General features: G+C 69.4%; 17 protein-coding genes and 1 tRNA gene. 13 read left to right on the top strand and 5 right to left on the bottom strand.

Features of this window, described 5'->3' with window-relative positions:
* Nucleotides 1-4 precede the first annotated feature (4 nt).
* Nucleotides 5-1,246: a Coenzyme F420 hydrogenase/dehydrogenase, beta subunit C-terminal domain gene (locus LB310_RS13400; RefSeq protein WP_301155193.1), complete on the top strand. Its 1,242-nt coding sequence runs from the start codon at nucleotides 5-7 to the stop codon at nucleotides 1,244-1,246.
* A 158-nt stretch (nucleotides 1,247-1,404) separates the two neighbouring features.
* On the opposite strand, the gene LB310_RS13395 is transcribed toward LB310_RS13400, so the two are convergent.
* From LB310_RS13395 to selA, 3 genes are all read right to left on the bottom strand, one after another.
* Nucleotides 1,405-1,501 (bottom strand) — tRNA-Sec (locus LB310_RS13395).
* Between the two features lie 452 nt (nucleotides 1,502-1,953).
* Nucleotides 1,954-3,894, bottom strand: a complete 1,941-nt coding sequence (selB, locus tag LB310_RS13390; protein WP_301155192.1) for a selenocysteine-specific translation elongation factor — start codon at nucleotides 3,892-3,894, stop codon at nucleotides 1,954-1,956.
* Nucleotides 3,891-5,435, bottom strand: coding sequence for an L-seryl-tRNA(Sec) selenium transferase (gene selA, locus LB310_RS13385; protein ID WP_301155191.1), 1,545 nt, complete (start codon nucleotides 5,433-5,435; stop codon nucleotides 3,891-3,893). Before selA ends, selB begins: the two co-directional genes overlap by 4 nt.
* Nucleotides 5,436-5,902: 467 nt before the next feature.
* Here selA and LB310_RS13380 point away from each other — a divergent pair, with 467 nt between their 5' ends.
* From LB310_RS13380 to LB310_RS13350, 7 genes are all read left to right on the top strand, one after another.
* The gene (locus tag LB310_RS13380) at nucleotides 5,903-6,724 is read left to right on the top strand and encodes a formate/nitrite transporter family protein (protein ID WP_301155233.1); all 822 of its coding nucleotides are present in this window, start codon (nucleotides 5,903-5,905) and stop codon (nucleotides 6,722-6,724) included.
* A gap of 413 nt (nucleotides 6,725-7,137) precedes the next feature.
* Nucleotides 7,138-8,415 carry a double-cubane-cluster-containing anaerobic reductase gene (locus LB310_RS13375; protein WP_301155190.1) on the top strand — a complete coding sequence of 426 codons (1,278 nt, stop codon included), beginning with the start codon at nucleotides 7,138-7,140 and terminating at the stop codon, nucleotides 8,413-8,415.
* A gap of 4 nt (nucleotides 8,416-8,419) precedes the next feature.
* Nucleotides 8,420-8,803 carry a DUF3343 domain-containing protein gene (locus tag LB310_RS13370; RefSeq protein WP_301155189.1) on the top strand — a complete coding sequence of 128 codons (384 nt, stop codon included), beginning with the start codon at nucleotides 8,420-8,422 and terminating at the stop codon, nucleotides 8,801-8,803.
* 106 nt (nucleotides 8,804-8,909) lie between these two features.
* Nucleotides 8,910-9,692: an acyl-CoA dehydratase activase gene (locus tag LB310_RS13365; protein ID WP_301155188.1), complete on the top strand. Its 783-nt coding sequence runs from the start codon at nucleotides 8,910-8,912 to the stop codon at nucleotides 9,690-9,692.
* A gap of 177 nt (nucleotides 9,693-9,869) precedes the next feature.
* Nucleotides 9,870-11,015 (top strand): aminotransferase class V-fold PLP-dependent enzyme, encoded by a 1,146-nt coding sequence (locus LB310_RS13360; protein ID WP_301155187.1) that lies wholly within the window; start codon nucleotides 9,870-9,872, stop codon nucleotides 11,013-11,015.
* Nucleotides 11,016-11,214: 199 nt separating this feature from the next.
* Nucleotides 11,215-11,838: a sulfurtransferase-like selenium metabolism protein YedF gene (yedF, locus tag LB310_RS13355; protein WP_301155186.1), complete on the top strand. Its 624-nt coding sequence runs from the start codon at nucleotides 11,215-11,217 to the stop codon at nucleotides 11,836-11,838.
* Between the two features lie 11 nt (nucleotides 11,839-11,849).
* Nucleotides 11,850-12,101, top strand: coding sequence for a putative Se/S carrier-like protein (locus LB310_RS13350; RefSeq protein ID WP_157007517.1), 252 nt, complete (start codon nucleotides 11,850-11,852; stop codon nucleotides 12,099-12,101).
* Between the two features lie 259 nt (nucleotides 12,102-12,360).
* Here LB310_RS13350 and selD read toward each other — a convergent pair whose 3' ends face one another.
* Both selD and LB310_RS13340 read right to left on the bottom strand, forming a co-directional pair.
* On the bottom strand, nucleotides 12,361-13,476 hold the full coding sequence (gene selD / locus LB310_RS13345) for a selenide, water dikinase SelD (protein ID WP_301155185.1): 1,116 nt from the start codon (nucleotides 13,474-13,476) through the stop codon (nucleotides 12,361-12,363).
* A gap of 232 nt (nucleotides 13,477-13,708) precedes the next feature.
* Nucleotides 13,709-15,037, bottom strand: coding sequence for a Na+/H+ antiporter NhaC family protein (locus tag LB310_RS13340; protein WP_087189693.1), 1,329 nt, complete (start codon nucleotides 15,035-15,037; stop codon nucleotides 13,709-13,711).
* 419 nt (nucleotides 15,038-15,456) lie between these two features.
* Between LB310_RS13340 and LB310_RS13330 the strand changes: the two genes are divergently transcribed.
* The 5 genes from LB310_RS13330 to LB310_RS13310 all read left to right on the top strand — a co-directional run bounded on the left by LB310_RS13330 (nucleotide 15,457) and on the right by LB310_RS13310 (nucleotide 22,156).
* Nucleotides 15,457-18,606: a molybdopterin-dependent oxidoreductase gene (locus LB310_RS13330; RefSeq protein ID WP_367316816.1), complete on the top strand. Its 3,150-nt coding sequence runs from the start codon at nucleotides 15,457-15,459 to the stop codon at nucleotides 18,604-18,606.
* Nucleotides 18,607-18,617: 11 nt separating this feature from the next.
* A complete protein-coding gene (locus LB310_RS13325; protein WP_224768066.1) occupies nucleotides 18,618-19,544 on the top strand; it encodes a 4Fe-4S dicluster domain-containing protein in 927 nt (308 codons plus the stop codon).
* Nucleotides 19,544-20,308, top strand: coding sequence for a cytochrome b/b6 domain-containing protein (locus tag LB310_RS13320; protein ID WP_301155183.1), 765 nt, complete (start codon nucleotides 19,544-19,546; stop codon nucleotides 20,306-20,308). Before LB310_RS13325 ends, LB310_RS13320 begins: the two co-directional genes overlap by 1 nt.
* A gap of 198 nt (nucleotides 20,309-20,506) precedes the next feature.
* Nucleotides 20,507-21,385, top strand: coding sequence for a formate dehydrogenase accessory protein FdhE (locus LB310_RS13315; protein ID WP_301155182.1), 879 nt, complete (start codon nucleotides 20,507-20,509; stop codon nucleotides 21,383-21,385).
* Nucleotides 21,386-21,403: 18 nt separating this feature from the next.
* Nucleotides 21,404-22,156: a formate dehydrogenase accessory sulfurtransferase FdhD gene (locus LB310_RS13310; RefSeq protein ID WP_096226586.1), complete on the top strand. Its 753-nt coding sequence runs from the start codon at nucleotides 21,404-21,406 to the stop codon at nucleotides 22,154-22,156.
* Nucleotides 22,157-22,248 lie beyond the last annotated feature (92 nt).

Here is a 22,248-nt window from a genome sequence, read left to right as displayed (position 1 = left end):
TGATATGAAAGACGCTGTCAAGCCGAGGCTGGCAGATCCCGAGCGGTGCACAGGGTGCTCGGCGTGCACCGCATCCTGCCGTTTCGGCGCCATCGCCATGGTGTCTGACGACGAGGGGTTCTTGCATCCCTCTATTGTGATCAGTAGGTGCGTCGGCTGCGGAGCGTGCTCGACAGCTTGTCCGGAGCTTTATCCCGTATCTCGTTCGGATATTCCGATCGAGGCGCTGGCGTGCTGGGACAAGGATGGCGAGCGTCGAGCTTCGGCGACCTCCGGAGGGGTTTTCATGCTGCTTGCCGATGCCGTTCTTGGAAGGGGCGGCTGGGTATGTGGCGCGGTATTCGATGATGCGTTCGATGTCCGTCATATCGCGACGCGTGATCGTGCAATCGTCGAATCCATGCGTGGATCGAAGTACGTGCAGAGCGATGTCGCAACTGCGCTCTCGGTGTGCGCGGACAGATTGCGCGCGGGCGAGCTCGTCTTGTTTACCGGAACGCCGTGCCAGGTTGCGGCGATGCGGAAATTGTCGGAGAAAATACCGACAGGAAATCTTATCACTGTCGACGTTCTCTGCCATGGAGCGCCGTCTCCTCTGTTTTGGCGGGAGTACCGTTGGTTTAGAGAGAAAGAGTCGGGTTCGAAGATTACGGGGGCCAGTTTCCGAAAGAAAGACCCATCATGGACGATCTTCAGTATGGAAATGCGTTTTCTGGACGGTTCGACGAGAAGCTGGCCAACCACGGATGATTTGTACCTGAGGGCGTTTCTTGGCGACTTCATATCCCGTTCCAGTTGTTGCGAATGCCCCTATGCCGGGACGCGGCGGTTGGGAGACCTGACGCTCGCAGATTTCTGGGGTTACGTCTCGGAATCGCGTCGCCACAGAAACGACGAGCGTGGAATCAGTCTGGTGCTTGTTGATACCCAGCAAGGGGCCAAGGAGCTTGCTGCGATCAGCGAGAGTCTTGTGATGGTTCAAAAAAAGCTCCAGGAAGCGATCGAAGGAAACGGCCCATTGCGCTTGCCCTTTAGAGCGAACTCTCGAAGGGATGAGTTTTGGTCGATTTTTCGCAAGGGCGGGATTGAGGCAGTTGCCGACGACTTCTTGAGACCCAGGTATGGGAGTGCAAAACATTCTGCCAGCCTGTTCTTTAACAACCACGCGTATCTCATCCCTGCTGTCATCAGGAGACCGTTGATATCGATTAAAACGATGCTAACTGGTGGGGCATCGAAGAAATAAATTATGTGTGAGGCAATGTGGGCAGTAGCGGCTTCGAGGCAACTGTCGCCAAGTGTGGCGTACGATACGGAGCAGAAATCCCCCTTGCCTTTCGTGCCCGTATTTTCCGCAATGGAAAAGCGCCCGCGTCTCGGTGAGGCGCGGGCGCTCGTGGTTTTTGGCGGAGATGCGTGCGAATCGAACACACCCGAGACGTTCTGCGCGCCTCACAACGGCTTTGAAGGCCGCGGGGCCCACCAGGACCCATCCATCTCCAAGAGCAAAAGACAACGTTGACTATAATAAGGCAAAACGGCCGAAAACGCTGCAAAATGCAAAAAAAGTGGCATCTTGCCGAAAGGGGACCGTTTCCGCAGGGGCTTGACGCAAACGCTTCCTTCCCGACTTGGCCGAGGCGACCTGTGCGTTGTCGCAGCGGGGGGAACTTGCACAGAAATCACCGATTATTGCGGATTCGCGGGTGCAGCATGCTGATGTTGTACGGACCTGGACGTTTGCGCCCAACGTTTTCCCTGATGGCGAAATGATGGGTGCCCAATTTGCCGACCAAGGGCCGACAATGCGTAAAAAACCGGTGATTTCTGTGCAGAAAGGCCGGTGGGGAGAGGCGCTTCCTCCTGCAGGGAACCCGGGCGCCCAACCCTGCGACAGGATGCGGCACCGTTGCAGGGTTGGGGTCGGGAGGATGGTGGCCGGAGGGCGGGGGCTTACGCGCGCTTGGGGCCCAGCACGCGCAGGTCGCCGTCGCGGCGCGTGACGCCCTGGGCGTCGAAGTGCTCCAGCAGCGGGATGGCGTACTTGCGCGTGGTGCCCATGGCGTCGCGTAGCTCGGCAGCCGTGGCGCCGCCCTGGTCGCGCAGCAGCGCGACGGCCGCCTGCTCGAGCGCCTCGTAGGCGGCCGCGTCGAAGGCCAGCTCGCCGCTCACGCGGCGGATGCGCCCGGCCTTCTCGAGCGCGCCGAGCGCGCGGTGCGCGACAGAGGCGTCGACGCCCGCCTGCGCCACGAGCTCGGTCACGGCAGGCGGGGCGGCTGCGGCTGCGGCAAGCACCGACGCGAGCGCCTCGGCCGCCTGCTCTTCGAGCTTGCGCGCCCCGCCGCCGGCGCGCGGGTGGCCGATGAGGCCGCCGTCCACCACCACGCGCCCGTCCGTGCGGGCGCGCTCCACGAGCGCGTCGATGCAGGCATCGGACAGCGCGCCGGGGAGCCGCGCGGCGAGCGCGCCCTTCGAGATGCCCGTGGCCGCCGGCTGCTCGGCGTGGAAGCGCAGAAGCGCGTTCTCCAGCGCGCTGTCCAGCTTCTGCAGCACGGCGCGCTCGGCGAAGTGAGCGCCCGCCCCGTCGCCCAGGCGCACGAGACCCTGCTTGCAGCGCTCTCCGAGGCGCCGCCCCGCCGCTGCGGCCGGGATGCCCGCCGCCGCGGCCAGCTCGGCCGCCGTGACGGGCGCGGCCGCCAGCGCGAGCGCCGCATCGCAGGCACCGTCCTCGTCGCCGGCGCGCAGGGCGTCGAGCAGCGCCTCCTCGCCGGGCTTCAGGTTCGTGCGGCGGCGCGGGTGCGCGTGCAGCACCTGGCCGCCGCCCACTACGTGCACGGGCGTCAGGGAACGCACGACGAAGCGGTCGCCGCGGGACACCGGCAGCGGCTCGTCCAGGCGGATCTGCGCGTAGGCGCTCTCGCGCGCGCCGAGCGCCGCGCGGGCGTCCATGAGCAGCACGCGCCCCGGCACTTCGGCGGTGCCGTGGGCCACGCGCACGCGCGTGCCCGTCTCCAGCGCCTCCGGCGCGCCGGGCGCACCCAGGTACGTGAGCCAGGCGTCGAAGCGGTCGGTGGGCTCCACCGTGCCGGGGGCTGCCAGCAGCATGCCGGGGCGCACCTCGCCGGTGTCCACGCCCGCCAGGTTGAGCGCCACGCGGTTGCCGGCCTCGGCGCGCTCGACCGGCTGGCCGTGGATCTGCGCGGAGCGCACGCGCGCCCGCGTGCCGCCGGGCAGCACCTCCAGCTCGTCGCCCGGCGCCACCTGCCCGCTCCAGAGCGTGCCCGTGACCACGGTGCCCGAGCCCTTGATGGTGAACGCGCGGTCCACGGGCAGGCGCGCGGACGAGCCGTCCTTCGCGCGCACGAGGCCGCGCGCGGCCTCCGCCAGCGTTGCGCGCAATTCGTCCAGGCCCTCGCCCGTGCGCGCCGACACCGGCACCACGGCCGCGTCGGCATATGGGCCGCCCGCCAGGCGCCCGCGCACCTCGTCGGCCATGAACGCTGACCACTCCTCGTCCACCAGGTCGCGCTTCGTAAGGGCCACCACGCAGCGCGCGATGCCCAGCAGCTCCAGCACGGCCAGGTGCTCCTCGGTCTGCGGCATGACGCCGTCGTCGGCTGCGATGCACAGAAGCGCCAGGTCGATGCCCGTGGAGCCCGCGATCATCTGGCGCACGAAGCGCTCGTGGCCCGGCACGTCCACCACGCCGAGCGCGGTGCCGTCGGGCAGCTCCAGCTGCGCGAAGCCCAGCTCGATGGTGATGCCGCGGCGCTTCTCCTCGGCCAGGCGGTCGGGGTTCTCCCCGGTGAGCGCCTGCACGAGCGTGGACTTGCCGTGGTCGATGTGGCCCGCCGTGCCCAGCACGACGCGGCGGCCGCCCGCGGCGGCGCTCATGCGCCCGCTCCCGCCGAGCGGCCGGCCGCGGGCGCTGCCGGGGCAGGGGAGCCTTCCGCTGCCCCTTCCGCTATCCCGGCCGACGCCGCCGCAGCGCCCGGCCCCTCGAAGTAGGCGCGCACCGCCTCGGCGATCTCGGCGATGTCGTCCTCCCCGATGGTGCGCGCGTCCAGCAGCACGGCCTCGCGCTTGATGCGCCCGATGACGGGCACCGCGCGCTTCGACACGAGGAAGGCCTCGCATCCTTGCGCGTCGCCGCGCTCGAAGGAGATGCTCGCCGCGAACGTGGGGATGTCGCACAGCGGCAGCGCCCCGCCGCCGGCCCGCGCCACCTCGGGCACCACCTCGATGCACGCGCAGTCCGCGGGCACGGCCCGGCGCAGCGCGTCGGCCAGGCGCTCGGCGCGCTCGCGCACGGCTCCGTCGGGCTCCGAGAGCATGCGCAGCGTGGGGATGGCCGCGAGCGCGCGCTCGGGGTCCAGGTACAGGCGCAGCGTGGCCTCGAGCGCGGCCAGCGTCATCTTGTCCAGGCGCATGGCGCGCGCGAGCGGGTTCTTCTTCAGGCGGTCGATAAGCTGCTTCGACCCCACCACGATGCCCGCCTGCGGCCCGCCGAGCAGCTTGTCGCCCGAGAACGATACCAGGTCGCATCCCCCGCGCAGCGACTCGGCCACGGTGGGCTCGGCGTAGGCGCCGAAGCAGGCCAGGTTGATGAACGCGCCCGAGCCCTGGTCCTCGTACACCAGCACCTCGTCCTCCACGCCCGCGGCGCAGCGGCGCTCGTTCTCGGCGTCGGCCAAGGCGCGCAGCTCGCGCATGCCCACCTGCTCCGAGAACCCGACGATGCGGTAGTTGGAGGGGTGCACCTTCAGCAGCATGGCCGTGTCCGGGGTGAGGGCCCGCTCGTAGTCGGCTGCGTGCGTCTTGTTCGTGGCGCCCACCTCCACCATGCGGGCGCGCGAGAACGCCATGATGTCCGGGATGCGGAACGACCCGCCGATCTCCACGAGCTCGCCGCGCGACACCACGGCCTCGCGCCCTTGGGCGAACTCGGCCAGCACCATGACCACGGCCGCGGCGTTGTTGTTCACCGCGATGGCGGCCTCGGCGCCGGTGAGCGCGCAGAGCAGGCCTTCCACGTGGTCGTGGCGGCTGCCGCGGGCCAGCGCGTCCGTGTCGTACTCCAGCGTGGAATAGCCCCGCGCCGCCTCTGTCACGGCATGCACGGCCTCGTCGGCCAGCGGGCTGCGCCCTAGGTTCGTGTGCACCACCACGCCCGTGGCGTTCACCACGCGCCTAAGCGAGGGGCGCAGGCAGGCCAGCGCCCGGGCGCACGCGTCGTCGGCGAGGGCGGCGCTGTCCACCGGCTCCCGGCTCCCGGCCAATATGGCCCCGCGCACGGCGTCGACGGCGTCGCGCACGCAGTCGACCAGGATGTCATGCGGCAGCAGCGGTGCGAGCGCGCTCACCTGGGGGGAGCGCAGCACCTCCTCCACGGGGGGCAGGGATCGCAGCAAGTCGCGGGCGGGCGTGGGTGCCATGGGGTGCCTTTCTCGATAAGCGGGCCGGACGCAAGGTTTCCCGAGCAGTATACCAATGTCGGACCGGGCCGCCGGCCCGAAACGGCGGCGTGCGGCTAATCCCCGCAGGGCGGGGAGGGGAAAGGCGGCGAGGGTTGCGCGGGAGGGGCCGGCGGATGGAAGGGGCGCGCGGAAGGGGTGTCGCGGGGTGCGTTCCGATGACGTGGGGGCGCATTCGGAGACGATGCGTCCCGGAGGCTGTTTCGGTGGGGGAGGGCTTCCCGGGGTGCATTCCGAACAGCCAGCCGGGCGCATGCGCTCGGGGGCTGGAAGGCGGGAAGGAAGATGGTGGGAATTCCTGGGGCGAACCGGGCCCGAATCTGCGATAATGATGCGTTCGCGGGCCAAAACGCCCGCCGGGTGAGGCCCGGCGGGCGTTTTGCCGCAGCAAGGGAAGAGCAGGGAGAAGGGGATTCGACGTGGCGGCGATGCAAGAAGGCGCGGGGCTCGGGTTGGAGGCCTTTTCGCCGACCGAGGTGGAAAAGCGGGTCGAGGACGCGGCGTGCGCGAAGGCTGCCCTGCCGATGGGCAGGTGCTTCGTCTCGGCAATGCTCGCCGGGGCGTTCGTCGCGTTCGGCGGCATGTTCTTCTGCACGTTCCTCTCCGATGCCACGCTGCCCTTCGCCGTGCAGCGGCTCGTGGGCGGCGTGTGCTTCTGCCTGGGACTCGTGCTCGTCCTCTGCTGCGGCGCCGAGCTGTTCACCGGCAACGTGCTCATGGTGTGCTCGAGGGCCTCGGGGCGCGTGCGATGGCGCGCGGTGCTGGGAAACTGGGGCCTGGTGTGGCTGGGGAACCTGGCCGGCTCGCTTGCGGCGATGGCGCTCGTGCTGCTGGCGAACGTGCAGGGCATGAACGGCGGCGAGGTGGGCGCGACGTTCGTGTCGGTTGCCTCGGCCAAGGCGTCGCTCGGCCCCGTGGAGCTGTTCTTCAAGGCCGTCATGTGCAACGTGCTGGTGTGCCTGGCGGTGTGGATAGGGTTCGCGTCGCGCTCGGTGACGGACAAGGTCGTGGGCATCCTGCTGCCCATCGCCGCCTTCGTGGCGTGCGGCTTCGAGCACTGCGTGGCGAACATGTTCTTCCTCTCCACGGGCATTCTGCTGAACGTTCTGGGCGGAGTGGGGGCCGCCGGGGCCGTGTCGCTGGGCGGCGCGGCGGCGAACCTCGTGCTGGCCACGCTCGGCAACGTGGCGGGCGGCGTTCTGGTGGGGCTTGCGTACTGGTACGCCTACCGGGGCAGGGAAGCGCGCTAGGCGGCGAGCCCGATCCCGCTTGCAGCGCAGCCCCCCCGCGGTGGCATCGCGTCAAGCGCGAGCACCTACTGCGCCCCGCCGCCGCGCCTCCGCGCCGCTAACGGCCGCTCGGGCGTCACCTGACCGAGCGGATCATGATCGTCCCGCGCGGGGCGGCCCCCTGCGCTATACTGGTTTCCGACGGCAGCCTGCCCTCCGGACGCGCACCTTCTGCCAAAGGCGCGTCCCCCTTCTGCATCGGGGCCGCATCGCCGTTCACCCACCGCGCTTCAAGGGAAGCCGGCGGGCGCGCCTCTGCCCCCGCGCCCGCTTGTTCTGCACCGCCGTCCCCGGCGGCGTTTCCGCCTGCCCGGGCACGGCCCCGATGACAGACGAGAAGACGAGACGCAGACCCCTGCGAGGAGGATGCCCCTATGACTGACTACCGCCAGATGTGGACCGATTTGGACATGGACCTGGAGACGCACGACCAGCTGTGCGCCGTCCTGCCCGCCGCCTTCGGCGACACGTACCTATCCCAAGAGAACCGTCCCGAGAACATGGCCTTCTATGACTTCGTCGTGTCCGAGATCCACGGCGTGCGCCCCGCCGAGCTCATCGAGCTACAGAAAAAGGGCGGCAAGGTGTTCGGCACGTTCTGCGTGTTCGTGCCCGACGAGGTGGTGGTGGCCTGCGGCGGCGCCGTCACCGGGCTCTGCGGCGGCTCGCAGTTCTGGGTGCCCGAGGGCGAGAAGGTGCTGCCGAGCGACCTGTGCCCGCTGGTGAAGGCGTCGCTCGGCGCGCACTTCGGCAAGACCTGCCCTTACTTCAGCGTGGCGGATATGTACGTGGGCGAGACCACGTGCGACGGCAAGAAGAAGGCCTACGAGATACTCGGCGCCGACAAGCGCACCTACGTCATGGACATGCCGCAGATGAAGCGCCCCAAGGACATCGAGAAGTGGACGGGCGAGATCGCCGAGTTCGCGCGCGAGGTGGAGGACGTCACCGGCCGCACGCTCACGCCCGAGGCGCTGGGCGCGGCCATCGGGCTGATCAACGAGAAACGCCGTGCGCTCGCGCGCGTGTTCGAGGCGCGCAAGGCGGAGGGCTGCATCCCCATCAGCGGCAAGGACGCCCTGCTCATGATGCAGATCGCATTCTTCGACGACCCGGCCCGCTGCGCCGAGATGGCGAACAAGCTGGCCGACGAGCTGGAGCAGCGCATCGCCGACGGCGTGAGCGTGTTCCCGGCGGGCACGAAGCGCATCCTGGTCACGGGCACGCCGCTGGCCATCCCCAACTGGAAGCTGCACCACATCATCGAGACGAGCGGCGCGGCCGTGGTATGCGAGGAGATGTGCACGGGCACGCGCTACTTCGAGAACCTGGTGGACGAGTCCGCCGATACGTTGGAAGGCCAGTACCAGGCCTTGTCCGAGCGCTACATGAAGAACAACTGCGCCTGCTTCACGCCGAACCCCGGCCGTATCGCCGACGTGGTGCGCATGGCACGCGAGTACCACGTGGACGGCGTGATCGATGCGAACCTGAAGTTCTGCACGCTCTACGACGTGGAGAAGCCGAGCCTGGCCGCAGCGCTCGAGGCCGAGGGAATCCCCTGCCTGGCGCTGGAGACCGACTACACCGACAACGATGCCGAGCAGCTGCGCACGCGCGTGGGCGCGTTCGTGGAAATGCTGGGGGAGTAGGCCCGTGGAGCCCGTCGGCGGCGAGCCCGCCGCGCAGGGGGCGGGAGGCCCGGGTGCTGCCGATGCGCCGGAGGCTCCCGGCAACGGCCCCGGTTCCCCCGGCGCCCCGGACGGCGACGCGCAGTCCGGGGCGCCCGTGGACTGCTACGTGCTGTTCCGCGGGCACACCGACGGGCTGGCCCTATTCGGCGCGCTGAAGGGCACCGGCGTGGACGCGCGCATCTCGCCCACGCCGCGCGCCGCGCGCGCCGAGTGCGGCATGAGCCTGCTCGTGTCGTGCGACGACGAGGAGCGCATCCGCGCCGTCGCGCTGGAATGCGGCGCGCACATCGAGGGCGTGGCGCGCCTGCCGCGCCAGATACGTCCCGACCGGGACCGCTACTGCTGAGGCACCGCCCTCGCGGGTCGCCCGTAGGACAGAGCCCTTGCCCTACGGGCGACCCCCGGAGCGCCCCGGTTTCGGGGCATCGAGACCGTACCAGGAAAGGAAGGCCATGCATTACGTGGGCATCGACGTGGGGTCCACCGCCACGAAGGTCGCCGTGCTGGACGGGGACGGCGCGCTCGCGCGCACGTTCCTGTGCCCCACGGGGTTCAGCAGCGTGGACGCCGCGCGGCGGGTGCGCTCCCTCTTGGACGAGGCGGGCATCGACGCGGACGGGAGCGCGGTCGTGGCCACCGGCTACGGCCGGGTTGCCGTGCCCTATGCCGACAAGGTGGTCACGGAGATCACCTGCCACGGCCGCGGCGCCGCTCGCCTGTTCGGGCGCGACGGCACGGTGGTGGACGTGGGCGGCCAGGACACGAAGGTCATCGCGCTGGCGGGGGGCGCGGTGAAAAAGTTCGTCATGAACGACAAGTGCTCCGCCGGCACGGGGCGCTTCCTGGAGATCATGGCCGACCGCCTGGCGGTTGACCAGGACGAGCTTGCGCGCCTCGCGCGTGCCGGCACCCCCACCGTCATCTCCAGCATGTGCACCGTGTTCGCCGAGTCCGAGGTCATCTCGCTCGTGGGAAAGGGCGAGCCGCGCGAGAACATCGCCAACGGCGTCATCGAGTCCGTGGTGGCCCGCGTGGCCGCGCTCGCGGCGCAGATGCCGGGCGAGGCCTACTTCCTCACAGGCGGCCTGTGCGACAACGGCTACGTGGTGGAGCGCCTTGCCGCCCGCTTGGGCAAGCCGGTGGAAACCTGTCCCGAGGCCCGCTATGCCGGCGCCCTGGGCGCGGCGCTCTGCGCGCTGGAGCTGGCGGCACAGGGGGGCGCTGGAATACGGTGAGCGCCCTGCGCGCGTTCGGGTCGGCGCCGGCGCGACGGAAGGATTCCGCGGCGGAGGCTCGGCGGCGCGGCGGAGACCCGTTTTTCCTGTCGGTTCCGTAGCAGGTGCGGATGCGTTTTCGGCACAAGGCGGGGAACTGGTATGATGCGGGAAGAAGAATGACGGAAAGGCTCTCCCATGATCTACTTCGACAACGCGGCCACGACCCGGCGCAAGCCGCCCGAGGTGGCCGAGGCCGTGGCGCGCGCCATCGGCTCGTTCGGCGGCGTGGGGCGCGGCGTGCACGAGGCGTCCATCGACGCCGGCATGGCCGTGTACGACGCGCGCGACAAGATGGCGCGGCTCCTGGGCGCGCCCTCGGCGGCCCGCGTGTCGTTCGCGGCCAACGCCACCATGGCGCTCAACATCGCCATCGCGGGGCTTTTGCCCGCCGGCGGCCGCGCCGTGACGACGGCTGCCTCGCACAACTCGGTGCTGCGGCCGCTGTTCAAGTCGCGCGACGAGCGCGGGTGCGCGGTGGGCGTGGCGCCCGTCGGCCCGGACGGCGCCCTCGACTTCGCCGCCTACGGGCGCTTGCTGGAAGAGGGCGCCGACCTCGTGGCGGCCACCCACGCGTCGAACCTCACGGGCGACGTGTACGACGTGGCCCGCATGGCGCGCCTCGCGCACGAGGCCGGCGCGCTGTTCGTGCTCGACGCCGCGCAGACGGCGGGCGCGCTGCCGATGGACATGGGCGCGCTCGGCGCCGACATCGTGTGCTTTACCGGCCACAAGAGCCTGTACGGGCCGCAGGGAACGGGCGGCTTGGCCGTGGCGGAGGGCGTGGACGTGCCGCCGCTTCTGGAGGGCGGCTCCGGCACGCACAGCTTCGACGAACGGCATCCGCGCTTCATGCCCGAGGCGCTGGAGGCCGGAACGGTGAACGCCCACGGGCTGGCGGGCCTGGCGGCCGGCGTGGCCTACCTGGAGCGCACGGGCGTGGGCAACGTGGCCGCGCGCCTGCGGGCGCTCACGGAGCGCTTCGAGGCCGGCGCCGCCGCCGTGCCCGGCGTGCGCGTGCTGGGCGGGCACGGCGGCATCGACCGGTGCGGCATCGTGGCGGTGGACGTGGCGGGCGCCGACTCCGCCCTCGTGGCCGACCGGCTGTCCAGCGACTTCGGCATCTGCACGCGCGCAGGCGCCCATTGCGCTTCGCTCATGCACCGCGCGCTCGGCACCGAGGAGCGCGGCGCCGTGCGCTTCAGCTTCTCCAGCTTCACCACGGAAGAGGAGATCGACGCGGGCCTCGCGGCCCTTGCGGCCGTCGCGCGCGACGCAGGCTGACGGCCGGCGGGCCGCGCGCAGGGCCGCCGCCGGGCCACGAGGTCGCCTGCACCGCGGCCCTGTTTCGCGCCGGGCAAGCTGTGGCGCGCGAGTCGTGCCGAGCGAGCCGCGGCCGGCTGGCCTCGCGCGGCCGCGCAACGGCCCGTCCTGCGCGCAGGGCGGGCGGGAAAAAGGGAAGAGAGACGGAAAGGAACCTACCATGAAGATAATCGACGCCTTCGGCATGCAGTGCCCCAAGCCGCTCGTGCTGGCCAAGAAGGAGATCGACGCGGGCTGCCGCGAGCTGTCCGTGCAGGTGGACAACGAGACGGCCGTGAAGAACCTCACGCGCCTGGGCGGCAAGACGGGCCTGGCCGTGTCCGTGGACGAGATCGAGGGCGGCTGGCTCGTGTCGTTCGCCGAGGGAGACGGCTCGGCGGCCCCGGCCCCGGCTCCCGAGGCGGCTCCCGTCGCCGCAGGCGCGTCGTGCGCGGCGGGCGGCGGGTGCGGCTATGCCGTGTTCGTCGGCAAGGACCATGTGGGCGCGGGCGACGGGGAGCTCGGGTACAACCTCATGAAGATGGCGCTGTACACGCTCTCCGAATCCGACGACGTGCCGGCTTCGCTCCTGTTTATGAACGCGGGCGTGAAGCTCGTGGCCGGCGGCGAGCAGCAGGTGGTCGACAGCGTGCGCGCGCTCGCCGAGAAGGGCACCGAGGTGCTCGTATGCGGCACGTGCCTCGACTTCTACGGGTACAAGGACCAGCTGGCCGTGGGCGAGGTTTCCAACATGTACGACATCCTGGGCCGCATGCAGGAGGCGGCCAAGGTCATCACGCTGTAGGGAGGACGGACGTGCCCCGCTACCTGCTGGCCTTCGAGTCCACCCATGCGGCCATGGCCGCCAACAAGGCGCTCGCCGCCGTGAACCCCGCCGTCATCCCCACGCCGCGCGCCATCACCGCGAGCTGCGGCATGACGCTGCGCTTCGAGGCCGAGGGCGCAGCCGCGGCCCGCGCCCTCGCCGTCGCCGTGCCCGAAGCCCGCGGCCTGGCTGCCCTCTACGCCGACCAGGCGGGGGAGTACGTGTTGCTGGAAAAGCTGTAGGTGGGTGATGCCGGCGTCCGGCACAGTAATCACCGCTTTTTGACATGCTTGCCCCGCGTATGGCCGGACTCGCTTCCGACGAACGGGCAGAACGTCCCGCATAGGCCATCCATGGCGAACGAGAGGCGCGATCTTGTCTCCGAGAATGCAGGAATCGGTGAAAACTGTGCTTCTCGAGAAGGGGAAGGGGGCGCCGGCTCGGAGAGAAGGTAGGGCGCGAATTGTGGCAAGAGGGGGGCGCCGGCGTCGCCCCCCAGCCTCACCCTGCGAAGCGGATCGTCCCCGGCTCGCCGGCTTCCACGCGACCGACGCGTGCGGGCAGCCGGCCGGCGCGTGCCTCGAAGGCGCGCTCGAAGGCGCCGGCCGCCTCGGGCGGCACGGCGGCCAGCAGGCCGCCGGAGGTCTGCGGGTCGCAGACCACGGCCAGGCGGTTGTCGTACTCCTCGTCGGAAAGCGCGCCCTGCGCCACGTAGCGCTCGGCCTGGTCCATGATGGTGAACAGGCGGTTCGGCCGGCAGTAGGCGCGCGCGTGGTCCCACACGCCCTCGAACAGCGGCAGCGCCTCGAAGTCGAGCGCGGCGGCGCAGCCGCTCGCCTCCAAGAGCTCGTGCAGGTGCCCGGCAAGCCCGAAGCCGGTCACGTCCGTGGCCGCGTGCACGCCGGATTCCGCGAGCGCGGCGGCGCCGGCGGCGTTCAGCTCCATCATGGACTCCACGGCCGGGCGCAGGCCCGCGTCGTCCACGAGGTCGCAGGCGCGCGCCGCCACCATGATGCCGGTTCCCAGCGGCTTGGTCAGGTACAGCGCGTCGCCCGGCACCGCCCCGGCGTTGCGCACGATGCGGTCGGGGCGCACGGTGCCGAACACCGCGAGGCCGTACTTGGGCTCCGCGTCGTCGATGGTGTGGCCCCCGGCCACGAGCGCGCCCGCCTCGCGCACGGCGTCCGCGCCGCCGCGCAGGATGGCGCCGGCCACGTCCGCGCCCAGCGCGCAGTCGAGCGCCAGCAGGTTCAGCGCCACGTGCGGCTCGGCCCCCATGGCGAACACGTCGGAGAGCGCATTGGCCGCCGCGATGCGCCCGAACTCGTAGGGATCGTCCACGATGGGCGTGAAGAAGTCCACGGTGAGCACGGCTGCCGAGTCGTCCGAGAGCTGCCACACGGCGGCATCGTCGCACGTGTTGAAGCCGAGCAGCAGCCGTCCGGCCCCGCTGCCCGCGTCGCCGGCAGCGTCCTGCCCGCCTGTGCCCGACGCGCCGCCGCCGGCAGCGGCCGCAAGCGCGCCCAGCATGTCGTCGAGGTCGCCCGGACCCCACTTTGCCGCTCAACCGCCCTTCGACGTGAGCTTCGTCAACCTGATGCGCTCGATCTCGTCCACGGTGCCTCCTTCCGCATGCCGCGCCTCGCCGCCTCGGGCGGGCCTCTTTCGTCGTCGGACAGTATAGCAGCCCGCCGCGCCTCCGCATGCCGCGCCTGCCAGCGGTCAGCCGCCCGTCACGTGCCCCGTCGGCATGCGACGGGCTATCGCCTTCCCGGCTCCGGGCGCCGCGTCGCGCGGGGGTTTGCGTTGCGCAACGTGGGAGCGGCAAGCAGCCCGAGCCGCACGCCGGCTACGCCTTCTCGCTCTCGTGGCCGCGCTTGTCGGGCACGAGGAAGATGAACACGAGCGAGCTTGCCAGCAGCAGGAACGGGTAGAACAGGAAGGGCATGATCTGGAACGCGGACACCGCATACCCCAGCTCCGCCGCCGCCGATATGGCCACGAGCATCTGCGCGCCGTAGGGGATGACGCCCTGGAACACGCAGGAGAACGTGTCGAGGATAGACGCCGTCTTGCGCCGCGATATATCGTAGGTCTCGGCCATGTCGGCGGCGATGGGGTTCGCGATGACGATGGCCACGGTGTTGTTGGCCGTTGCGATGTCCATGGCGCCTACCAGCAGGCCCATGCCCAGCTGCCCGCCCTTCTTGCTCTTGAACAGGCTCTTGATGCCGTTCAGAAGCGCGGTGAAGCCGCCGTACTCGCGGATGAGCGCGCAGATGGCGCTCACGAGCACCGCCACCATCGTGGTCTCGAACATGCCGGCCGCGCCCGAGCCCATGCTGGCCAGTAGGTCGGTGGCCGCGGTGGCGCCGGTGGCCACCATGATGAGGGAGCCGGAAAGGATGCCCAGCAAAAGCACGACGAACACGTTCACGCCCACGATGCCGCCCACGAGCACGATAAGGTACGGCACGAGCTGGATCAGGTCGTAGTCATGGCTCACGGTGCCGCTGATGTCCGAGCCGAGCGACAGCGCCAGGATGATGGCGAGCGTCGCCAAGGCGGCCGGCACGGCTATCTTGAAGTTCTCGCGGAACTTGTCCTTCATCTGGCAGCCCTGGCCCTGGCACGCCGCGATCGTGGTGTCGGAGATGAACGACAGGTTGTCGCCGAACATCGCGCCGCCCATGACGCTGGCCACGCACAGCGGCAGGTCGAAGCCCGAGGCCGTCGACACCGCCACGGCTATGGGCGTGATGAGCGTGATGGTGCCCACCGACGTGCCCATGGCCAGCGACACGAAGCAGCTCACCACGAACAGCACCAGCACGGAGAACTCCGCGGGAATGACGGAGAGCATGAGGTAGGCCACGCTCTCGGCGCTGTCGCGGCCCACCGTGCCCACGAAGATGCCGGCCGCCATGAAGATGAGCACCATGGTGACGATGGTCTTGTCGCCTATGCCGCGACCCATGACGACCAGCTTGTCATCGAAGGGCAGCTTGCGGTTCTGAACGCACGCCACCAGAAGCGCCACCAGGAAGATCACCACGATGGGTATGTTGTAGAAACCCATGGGGATGCCCATCCCGTATTCGAACAACACGCCCAGCCCTAGATACAGCACCAAGAACACCCCGATGGGCAGGAGCGCCTTGACGTTGCCCTTCTCCATGAACTTCCCCTTCCTCCGAACCAGCAACCCGCCTATTGTAGCGCAATGCGGCGTGCGTGCGTCCCCGAGCCCGCTCATCGACGTTTCGCGCCGCCCGCGTGTTTCCGCTTGCCGCGGAACCGGCTCCCTTTACCTGCCCGGTTGGAGCCGCTCGCCCTGGCTTGACCGCCGTTCGCCCTGGTGGGAATAGGCTCATGCACCGTTCGCCGAAAGGCCTGCAAAGGAGCCGCAGTGCGCAGGACGGGCCCGGCGCGCCCCCTATGGTACGATCAGTTCGCCGGGTGACGAGGGCATTTCCCCGGTGTCACCACCGGGATCACGCAGCAGGGCCGGGCGCCCTCCCATGCCCTCAGGCTCCCCGCCCTGCCGCGCGACCCACTGCACGTTCCCATAGGACGAGAAGGAAGGAGAGAGAGGACATGAACCTGTCACGCAGGGGCTTCTTCAAAGCCGCCGGTGCTGCGTTCGCCACGTCCATGGCGTTCGAGCTGTCCTCGAAGTCGGAGGCGTTTGCCGTTGAGACGTCGCCCGATTGGAAGCTCGTGAACACCGAGGAGTACACGAACATCTGCTGTTACTGCTCGGGCGGATGCGGCGTCATCTGCTCGACGCGCGACGGCGAGCTGGTCAACCTCGAAGGCGATCCCGACCACCCCATCAACCAGGGAGGCCTGTGCCCGAAGGGCGCGACGATGTTCCAGCTGCGCAACGTGGTCGATCCCGAGACGCGCGAGATCATCAAGAACACCAACCGCAAGACCAAGCCGATGGTCCGCCGCCCCGGCGCCTCCGAGTGGGAGAACATCACCTGGGACGACGCCGTCGCCGAGATAGCGCAGTGGGTCAAGAAGACCCGCGACGAGACCTTCGAGACCGTGCACGACGGCATCACGGTAAACCGCTGCCACGGCATTGCCAGCCTGGGCGGCAGCCAGCAGAACTCCGAGGAGGAGTACCTCATCAACAAGATGATGAGGTCGTTAGGGGTGATAGCCATCGACAACCAGGCTCGTGTTTGACACAGCCCCACGGTTGCCGGTCTGGCAGCAACATTCGGTCGCGGTTCCATGACGAACCACTATTGCGACATGCAGAACGCCGACGTCATCATGACCATCGGCTCCAACAACGTCGAGAACCATCCCGTGTCGTCGAAGTGGGTGCAGAAGGCCCTCGACCGCGGCGCCACGTGGATCGTGGTCGACCCCCGCTACACGCGCTCGGCCGAGATGGCGGACATCTACTGCCCCATCCGCTCGGGCACCGACATCGCCTTCTACGGCGGCCTGTTCAACTACATCATCGAGCACGACCTGTGGCAGCACGAGTACGTGCTGAACTATACGAACGCCTCCTACCTGCTGGACGAGCAGTACTCCTTCGACGTGAACGAGGGCATCTTCTCCGGCTTCGACGAGGACACGGCCGCCTACGACGCCAAGACCTGGCACTACCAGGTTGAGACGACGAAGACCTGGGACACCTCCGAGGGCGGCGCCTACGCGTGGGCCGCAGCGCCCGGCGTGCCGGAGTTCACGCCCCCGACGCTCGAGGTGCCCAAGCGCGACATGACGCTTCAGGACCCGATGTGCGTGTTCCAGCAGATGAAAAAGCACTACTCCCGCTACGACCTGGACACCGTGTCCAGCGTGTGCGGCATGGACAAGGACCTGCTGGAGAAGGTGTACGCCACCTACGCCTCCACGGGCGCTCCCGACAAGTCCGGCACGATCCTCTACGCCCTCGGCCAGACTCAGCACACCTACGGCGCGCAGAACTGCCGTTCCATGGGCATCCTGCAGCTGCTGCTGGGCAACGTGGGCGTGGCCGGCGGCGGCGTGAACGCGCTGCGCGGCGAGCCCAACGTCCAGGGCGCCACCGACATGGGCATGCTCGTGGCGAACCAGCCCGGCTACCTGAACTGGCCCACCGAATACGGCACGCCGTCTTTGCGCAAATGGTGCGAGAAGGAGACCTACTCCGACGGCTACTACACCAACAAGCCCAAGTTCGTTGTCTCCGCGCTCAAGGAGTGGTTCGGCGACGCGGCCACGGTGGACAACGACTACGGCTACGACTGGTGGCCGAAGGTGCCGAAGAGCCCCGACTACTCCATCATCGGCTCGTTCGAGCTCATGAGCCAGGGCGTCATCAAGGGCTACTTCAGCTGGGGCATGAACCCCTGCCACTCCGCGCCGAACGCGAGCAACGTGCGCCGCGCCATGGCGAACCTCGACTGGCTCGTGGTGGCCGACTGGGTGGAGACGGAGTCCGCCACCTTCTGGAAGGCCCCCGACATGAACCCGGCCGATATCGACACCACGGTGTACTTCCTGCCGGCCGCGCTCATCTACGAGAAGCCCGGCATCATCCTGAACTCCGGCCGCTGGCTGCAGTGGCGCTACCAGGCCGTCGAGCCGTGGGACGAGGCCAAGCCCGACTACGAGATCTGCGACGTGCTGTGGACGGCAATCGTCGACCTCTACAAGAAGGAGGGCGGCGTCGCGCCGGAGCCCATCGTGAACACGAAGTGGGACTACTACGTGGACGGCAAGATCGACCCGCGTCCCGTGGCCTGGGCCCTCAACGGCTACGTGTACGACGGCACCGAGTGCAACACCACCTCGGCGGCCCCGAAGACCGAGCTGCTCTCCACCTTCGCGAACCTCAAGGCCGACGGCTCCACGGCCTGCGGCATGTGGATCTACACCGGCTTCTGGGCCAACAACGAGGCACCCCTCGATCCGGCCGAGCAGGCCATCGGCAGCCGCGTGGCCGACGACCCAACCGGCCTCGGCCTGCATCCTAAGTGGTCGTTCGCCTGGCCGCTCAACCGCCGCATCATCTACAACCGCGCCTCGGCCGACCTGAACGGCAAGCCGTGGAACCCCGAGCGCACGCTCGTGGAGTGGACGGGCGAGAAGTGGGTGCAGAACGACGTGGGCGACTTCGTGGCCGTGTCCAACGGCAAGCCCGTGCCCCCCAACGACAAGGCGTTCATGATGCTCTGGGAGCAGAACGCGCGCCTGGAGAGCTACAGCATGGGAGACGGGCCCCTGCCCGAGCACTACGAGCCCTTCGAGAGCCCGGCGGACAACCAGATGAACGGCCGGCAGAACTCGCCGTGCGTCCGCTTCGCCGAGTTCGAGTCGGTCAAGCGCGGCGACCGCTCCGAGTTCCCCATCGCGGTGACCACGTACTCCGTCACCGAGCACTGGCAGACCGGCGGGCAGACCCGCACGTGCCCGGCCCTCAACGAGGCCATGCCCGAGCAGTTCGTGGAGATGTCGCTGGAGCTGGCCGAGGAGAAGGGCATCAAGAACGGCGAGAAGGTCCGCGTGCGCAACAACCGCGGCTCCGTCGAGGTGATGGCCCTCGTCACGCCGCGCTTCAAGCCGTTCACGGTTAACGGCGAGACCGTGCACCAGGTGGGCATGACGCACCACTTCGGCTGGGCGGGCGAGTACGCCACCGGCGACATCGTGAACGACCTGCCGCCGAACGTGGGCGACCCGAACTGCTGGGTGCCCGAGTACAAGGCGTTCCTCGTCGACATCGAGAAGATCTAGGGAGGTGTTGAATGATGAGTGACAAAGCCATACTGTTCGACACCTCGCGCTGCAGCGCATGCCGCGGCTGCCAGGTGGCCTGCAAATGCTGGAACGACCTGCCGTCGACGCTCGAGAAGAACGGCAACCCGTCCACCGGCTCGTACCAGAGCCCGATGGACCTGAACGGCACCACCCGCATCCTGATCTCCTTCAACGAGGAGGCAGGTGGCGACAAGGGCGTGAAGTGGGCCTTCGGGCGCCGCTCGTGCCAGCACTGCACCGACGCCGCGTGCGCCACCATCTGCCCGGCCGGAGCCATTGCCAAGCACGAGGCCACGGGCCTGGTGACGGTGGACGAGTCCAAGTGCATCGGCTGCCAGTACTGCTCCACGGCGTGCCCGTTCGACGTCCCCCGCTACCAGGAGGGCCTGCGCACGACCGTCAACAAGTGCACGGGCTGCGTCGACCGCATCGAGCAGGGCAGGGAGCCCGCCTGCGTCACCACGTGCCAGCCGGACGCCCTCGTGTTCGGCGACCGCGACGAGATGATAGCGCTGGCGCACGAGCGTGCCGACTTCCTCAAGGCCCGTGGCTACGAGGACGCGGTGGTCTACGGCGAGGACGAGATGGGCGGCCTGCATGTCATCCAGGTGCTGAAGTACGGCGTGGCCGCACATGGCCAGGTGGAGAACCCGCAGGCTAACCCGGTGGTGGGCCTCACGCAGATCATGAAGCCGATCACGGGCGCCGTCACGGGGCTCACCGTGGCGGGCCTCGCCGCCATGTTCGCGCTCGGCGTCGGCTACAAGCGCGACAAGCTGGCGTACAACCCCGAGACGGAGGACACGATCTCCGTCGACACCGGCCAGGTCGTCAAGCATGGCGACGGCCAGGACGAGGAGACGGTGATGGAGCACATTACCGAGAACCTCCCGGGCAAGAAGGGAGGCAACTGATGAGCAAGGGACCCGTTATGGTTTCCGCCGAGGAAACCGCCAAGAACAAGGCGTTCTTGGAGCAGATGGCGGCAAGCGGCACGGAACGCTACATCCGCCGCCACTCCAAGCAGGCGCGCTGGACGCACGGCATCACCATCATCGCGTGCATCCTGCTGTGCATCTCGGGCTTGTTCGTGTTCGTTCCGGCCTTGGCGGCCGCGGCGGGGGCGGACACGGTGTTCGCCATCCGCATGTCGCACCGCGTGATCGGCGTCATCTTCGTGATCGTGCCCCTGATCAGCGCCATCATGGCGCCCAAGGGTGTGAAGCACATCTTCAAGAACCTGTTCGACCGGTGGGATTCGGACGACAAGAAGTGGATGATGCTGTTCTTCCCCTACCTGTTCATGGCCAAGTGGATCCACATGCCCGACCAGCGCGAGGTCAAGAGCGGCCAGCGCTTCGCCGACGGCATGCTGTGGTTCGCGGGCGCGCTCATGGGCATCACGGGCGTCATCCTGCTTTTGGGCACGACGGTGGTCGACGTGGGCGGCGCCTACGGTGTGGCGCTGTTCCTGCACGACATCGGCTTTTTGCTGATCGCGGTGTTCGGGCTGGCGCACATCTTCCTGGGCGCGGGCATCTTCCAGCCTTACCGGGGCACGGCCAAGCTGATGTTCGGCGACGGCACGGTCTCCGAGTCCGACGCCCTGTACCACTGGGGCCACTGGGCTCGCAAGGAAATCGCCTCCGGCGAGAACGTGATAGAGAAGAAGGCTTAAGGGAGCCGCTTTTGCGGGGCTGCCGGGGCGGACGTGCCCCGGCTGCTCCGCTGGCCGTTCGCAGGGGCGCTCGGGGGAGAGCCCCTGCGAACGGCCAGCGCCAAGGGCGCGCCGAGGAAAGGCCGGGCACGGGCGGAGGAAGCGACGCCGACGGCCCGGACGGTACGGATCGACGCAACTGACTGACAAGGATACGGCATGAATTTGAAAGCGATCGATGCGGCTTTGGCCGCTTACCGCGAGAAGCTCGACGAGGGCGAGATGGCGCGCCTCGCGTTCTTCCGCAAGCTGTGGGGCGCCCTGGACGAGGCGGCGGCCGACGCGCCCGCCGTGGAGGGCTGGGACGCGCCGTGCGCGGAGGACCTGCGCACCTGGTTCGCGGCGGGCGAGCCGGTGCTCGCGCACGCGCCGGCAACGGTGGGGGCTGCCCCGTTCGCCGCGGCGCTCGGGCGCGCGGCTGCCTGCGCGGCCGAGCACGGCGGCTTCGCCGCGGGCACGGCCGAGGCGCTCGGCCGCACGAGGTGGGACCGCATCGTTGCCGCGAGCCCGCTCGGGCTGGCCGGCAGCGACCCGGCAGCCTATCTGGATGCCCTGGCCGAGCTGCTGGCAGACGATGGCATGACCGAGGACCAGGCACGCACGGCCGCGCTGGTGGCGGCGCTTGCGCTGCGCTCGCAGCTGGAGGAGCCTGCCCGTGCGGCGGCTCGCGCGCTCGGGCAGGCAGGCTGCGACGCGCCGCACCCCCTTGCGTGCCCGGTGTGCGGCGGCGCCCCGGCCGCGGGTCGCGTGGGCGGCGAGAACTCGACGCAGGGGCGCGGCAAGACGCTCTGGTGCGCGCAGTGCGGCACGTCGTGGGAGATCGAGCGCGTGCGCTGCGCCCGCTGCGGCACGCAGAACCAGGCGCACCTGCATTACTACAACGTGGAGGGCGACGACGCCCACCGCATCGCCACCTGCGACGAGTGCGGCGGCTACCTGCGCACCGTCTACGCGGACGACGCGCTCGCGCCGTTCTCGTTCGAGGTGGAGGACGTGGTCATGGCCCGGCTCGACGCCATCGCGGCCGAGCGGGGCTAGAGAAGGGAAGGGGGGCGCATGGCCGTCATCGAGTACCGCCCGTCCGCGCCGCGCACGACGGCCGAGCGGCCCATCCGCATATTCTTGAACGACGCGCCCGTGGCGGTGAGCCAGGGCAGCCCGTACGACCTGGCCGAGCTGGCCGTGGGCTACCTCCTGTCCGAGGGCCTCATCGCCGACCGCGAGCGCTTCGTGGAGGTGACGGCCGACCCCGAGGCGGCGGCCGTGTACGTGGCCAGCGGCGAGCGCGCCGCGGAGGGCTACGTGCCGCTGCACCGCGTGACCTCGGCCGGCTGCGCCCGCTCGGCGCTCCTGGCCGACGGCGGGGGCGTGCCGAGCCCCCGGCGCCTGGAGACCGCCGCACGCTTCGACGCCGATGCCCTGCTCGCCCAGATGGACGAGCTCTGCGAGCGCAGCCCGCGACGCAACACCGGCGAGTGCGTGCACGGCTGCGGCCTGGGCGACGGCCGCACGGGGGGCCTTCTGCTCGTGCGCGAGGACATCGGGCGGCACAACGCCATGGACAAGCTCATCGGCCAGGCGTGGCTCGACCGCGTGCCGTTGGACGACAAGGCCCTGTTCATCACGGGACGCATCAGCTGCGAGATGGCCCTCAAGGCCCACCGCGCCGGCTGCCCCGTGCTCGTGAGCCGCAAGTCCGCCACCGACGAGGCGGCCCGGCGTGCCGAGGAGCTGGGCGTGACGCTGGTATCCCACTGTCGCGACGGCCGCCTGCGCGTCCTGTCCTGCCCCGACCGCATCGCGGGCTAGGCTTCGGCGGACGGGGCGCCCGGCAACGCTTGCGTGCCGGATTCCCTGCGGGCGCGCGCAAGGCTCGCAGGGCGCGGCCCGGCGTTGTACAA

The sequence above is a fragment of the Gordonibacter sp. RACS_AR49 genome, from assembly GCF_030418435.1.
Taxonomy (GTDB): Bacteria; Actinomycetota; Coriobacteriia; order Coriobacteriales; family Eggerthellaceae; genus Gordonibacter; species Gordonibacter urolithinfaciens.
The sequence above is the reverse complement of the archived record's forward strand: the minus strand, read 5'-3'. Positions and strand labels throughout refer to the sequence as shown.

Coding starts and splice junctions, on each gene's coding strand:
- LB310_RS13400 (WP_301155193.1), top strand. CDS start 5: ATGAAAGACGCTGTCAAGCCGAGGCTGGCAGATCCCGAGCGGTGCACA.
- selB (WP_301155192.1), bottom strand. CDS start 3,894: ATGAGCGCCGCCGCGGGCGGCCGCCGCGTCGTGCTGGGCACGGCGGGC.
- selA (WP_301155191.1), bottom strand. CDS start 5,435: ATGGCACCCACGCCCGCCCGCGACTTGCTGCGATCCCTGCCCCCCGTG.
- LB310_RS13380 (WP_301155233.1), top strand. CDS start 5,903: ATGCAAGAAGGCGCGGGGCTCGGGTTGGAGGCCTTTTCGCCGACCGAG.
- LB310_RS13375 (WP_301155190.1), top strand. CDS start 7,138: ATGACTGACTACCGCCAGATGTGGACCGATTTGGACATGGACCTGGAG.
- LB310_RS13365 (WP_301155188.1), top strand. CDS start 8,910: ATGCATTACGTGGGCATCGACGTGGGGTCCACCGCCACGAAGGTCGCC.
- LB310_RS13360 (WP_301155187.1), top strand. CDS start 9,870: ATGATCTACTTCGACAACGCGGCCACGACCCGGCGCAAGCCGCCCGAG.
- yedF (WP_301155186.1), top strand. CDS start 11,215: ATGAAGATAATCGACGCCTTCGGCATGCAGTGCCCCAAGCCGCTCGTG.
- LB310_RS13340 (WP_087189693.1), bottom strand. CDS start 15,037: ATGGAGAAGGGCAACGTCAAGGCGCTCCTGCCCATCGGGGTGTTCTTG.
- LB310_RS13325 (WP_224768066.1), top strand. CDS start 18,618: ATGATGAGTGACAAAGCCATACTGTTCGACACCTCGCGCTGCAGCGCA.
- LB310_RS13320 (WP_301155183.1), top strand. CDS start 19,544: ATGAGCAAGGGACCCGTTATGGTTTCCGCCGAGGAAACCGCCAAGAAC.
- LB310_RS13315 (WP_301155182.1), top strand. CDS start 20,507: ATGAATTTGAAAGCGATCGATGCGGCTTTGGCCGCTTACCGCGAGAAG.
- LB310_RS13310 (WP_096226586.1), top strand. CDS start 21,404: ATGGCCGTCATCGAGTACCGCCCGTCCGCGCCGCGCACGACGGCCGAG.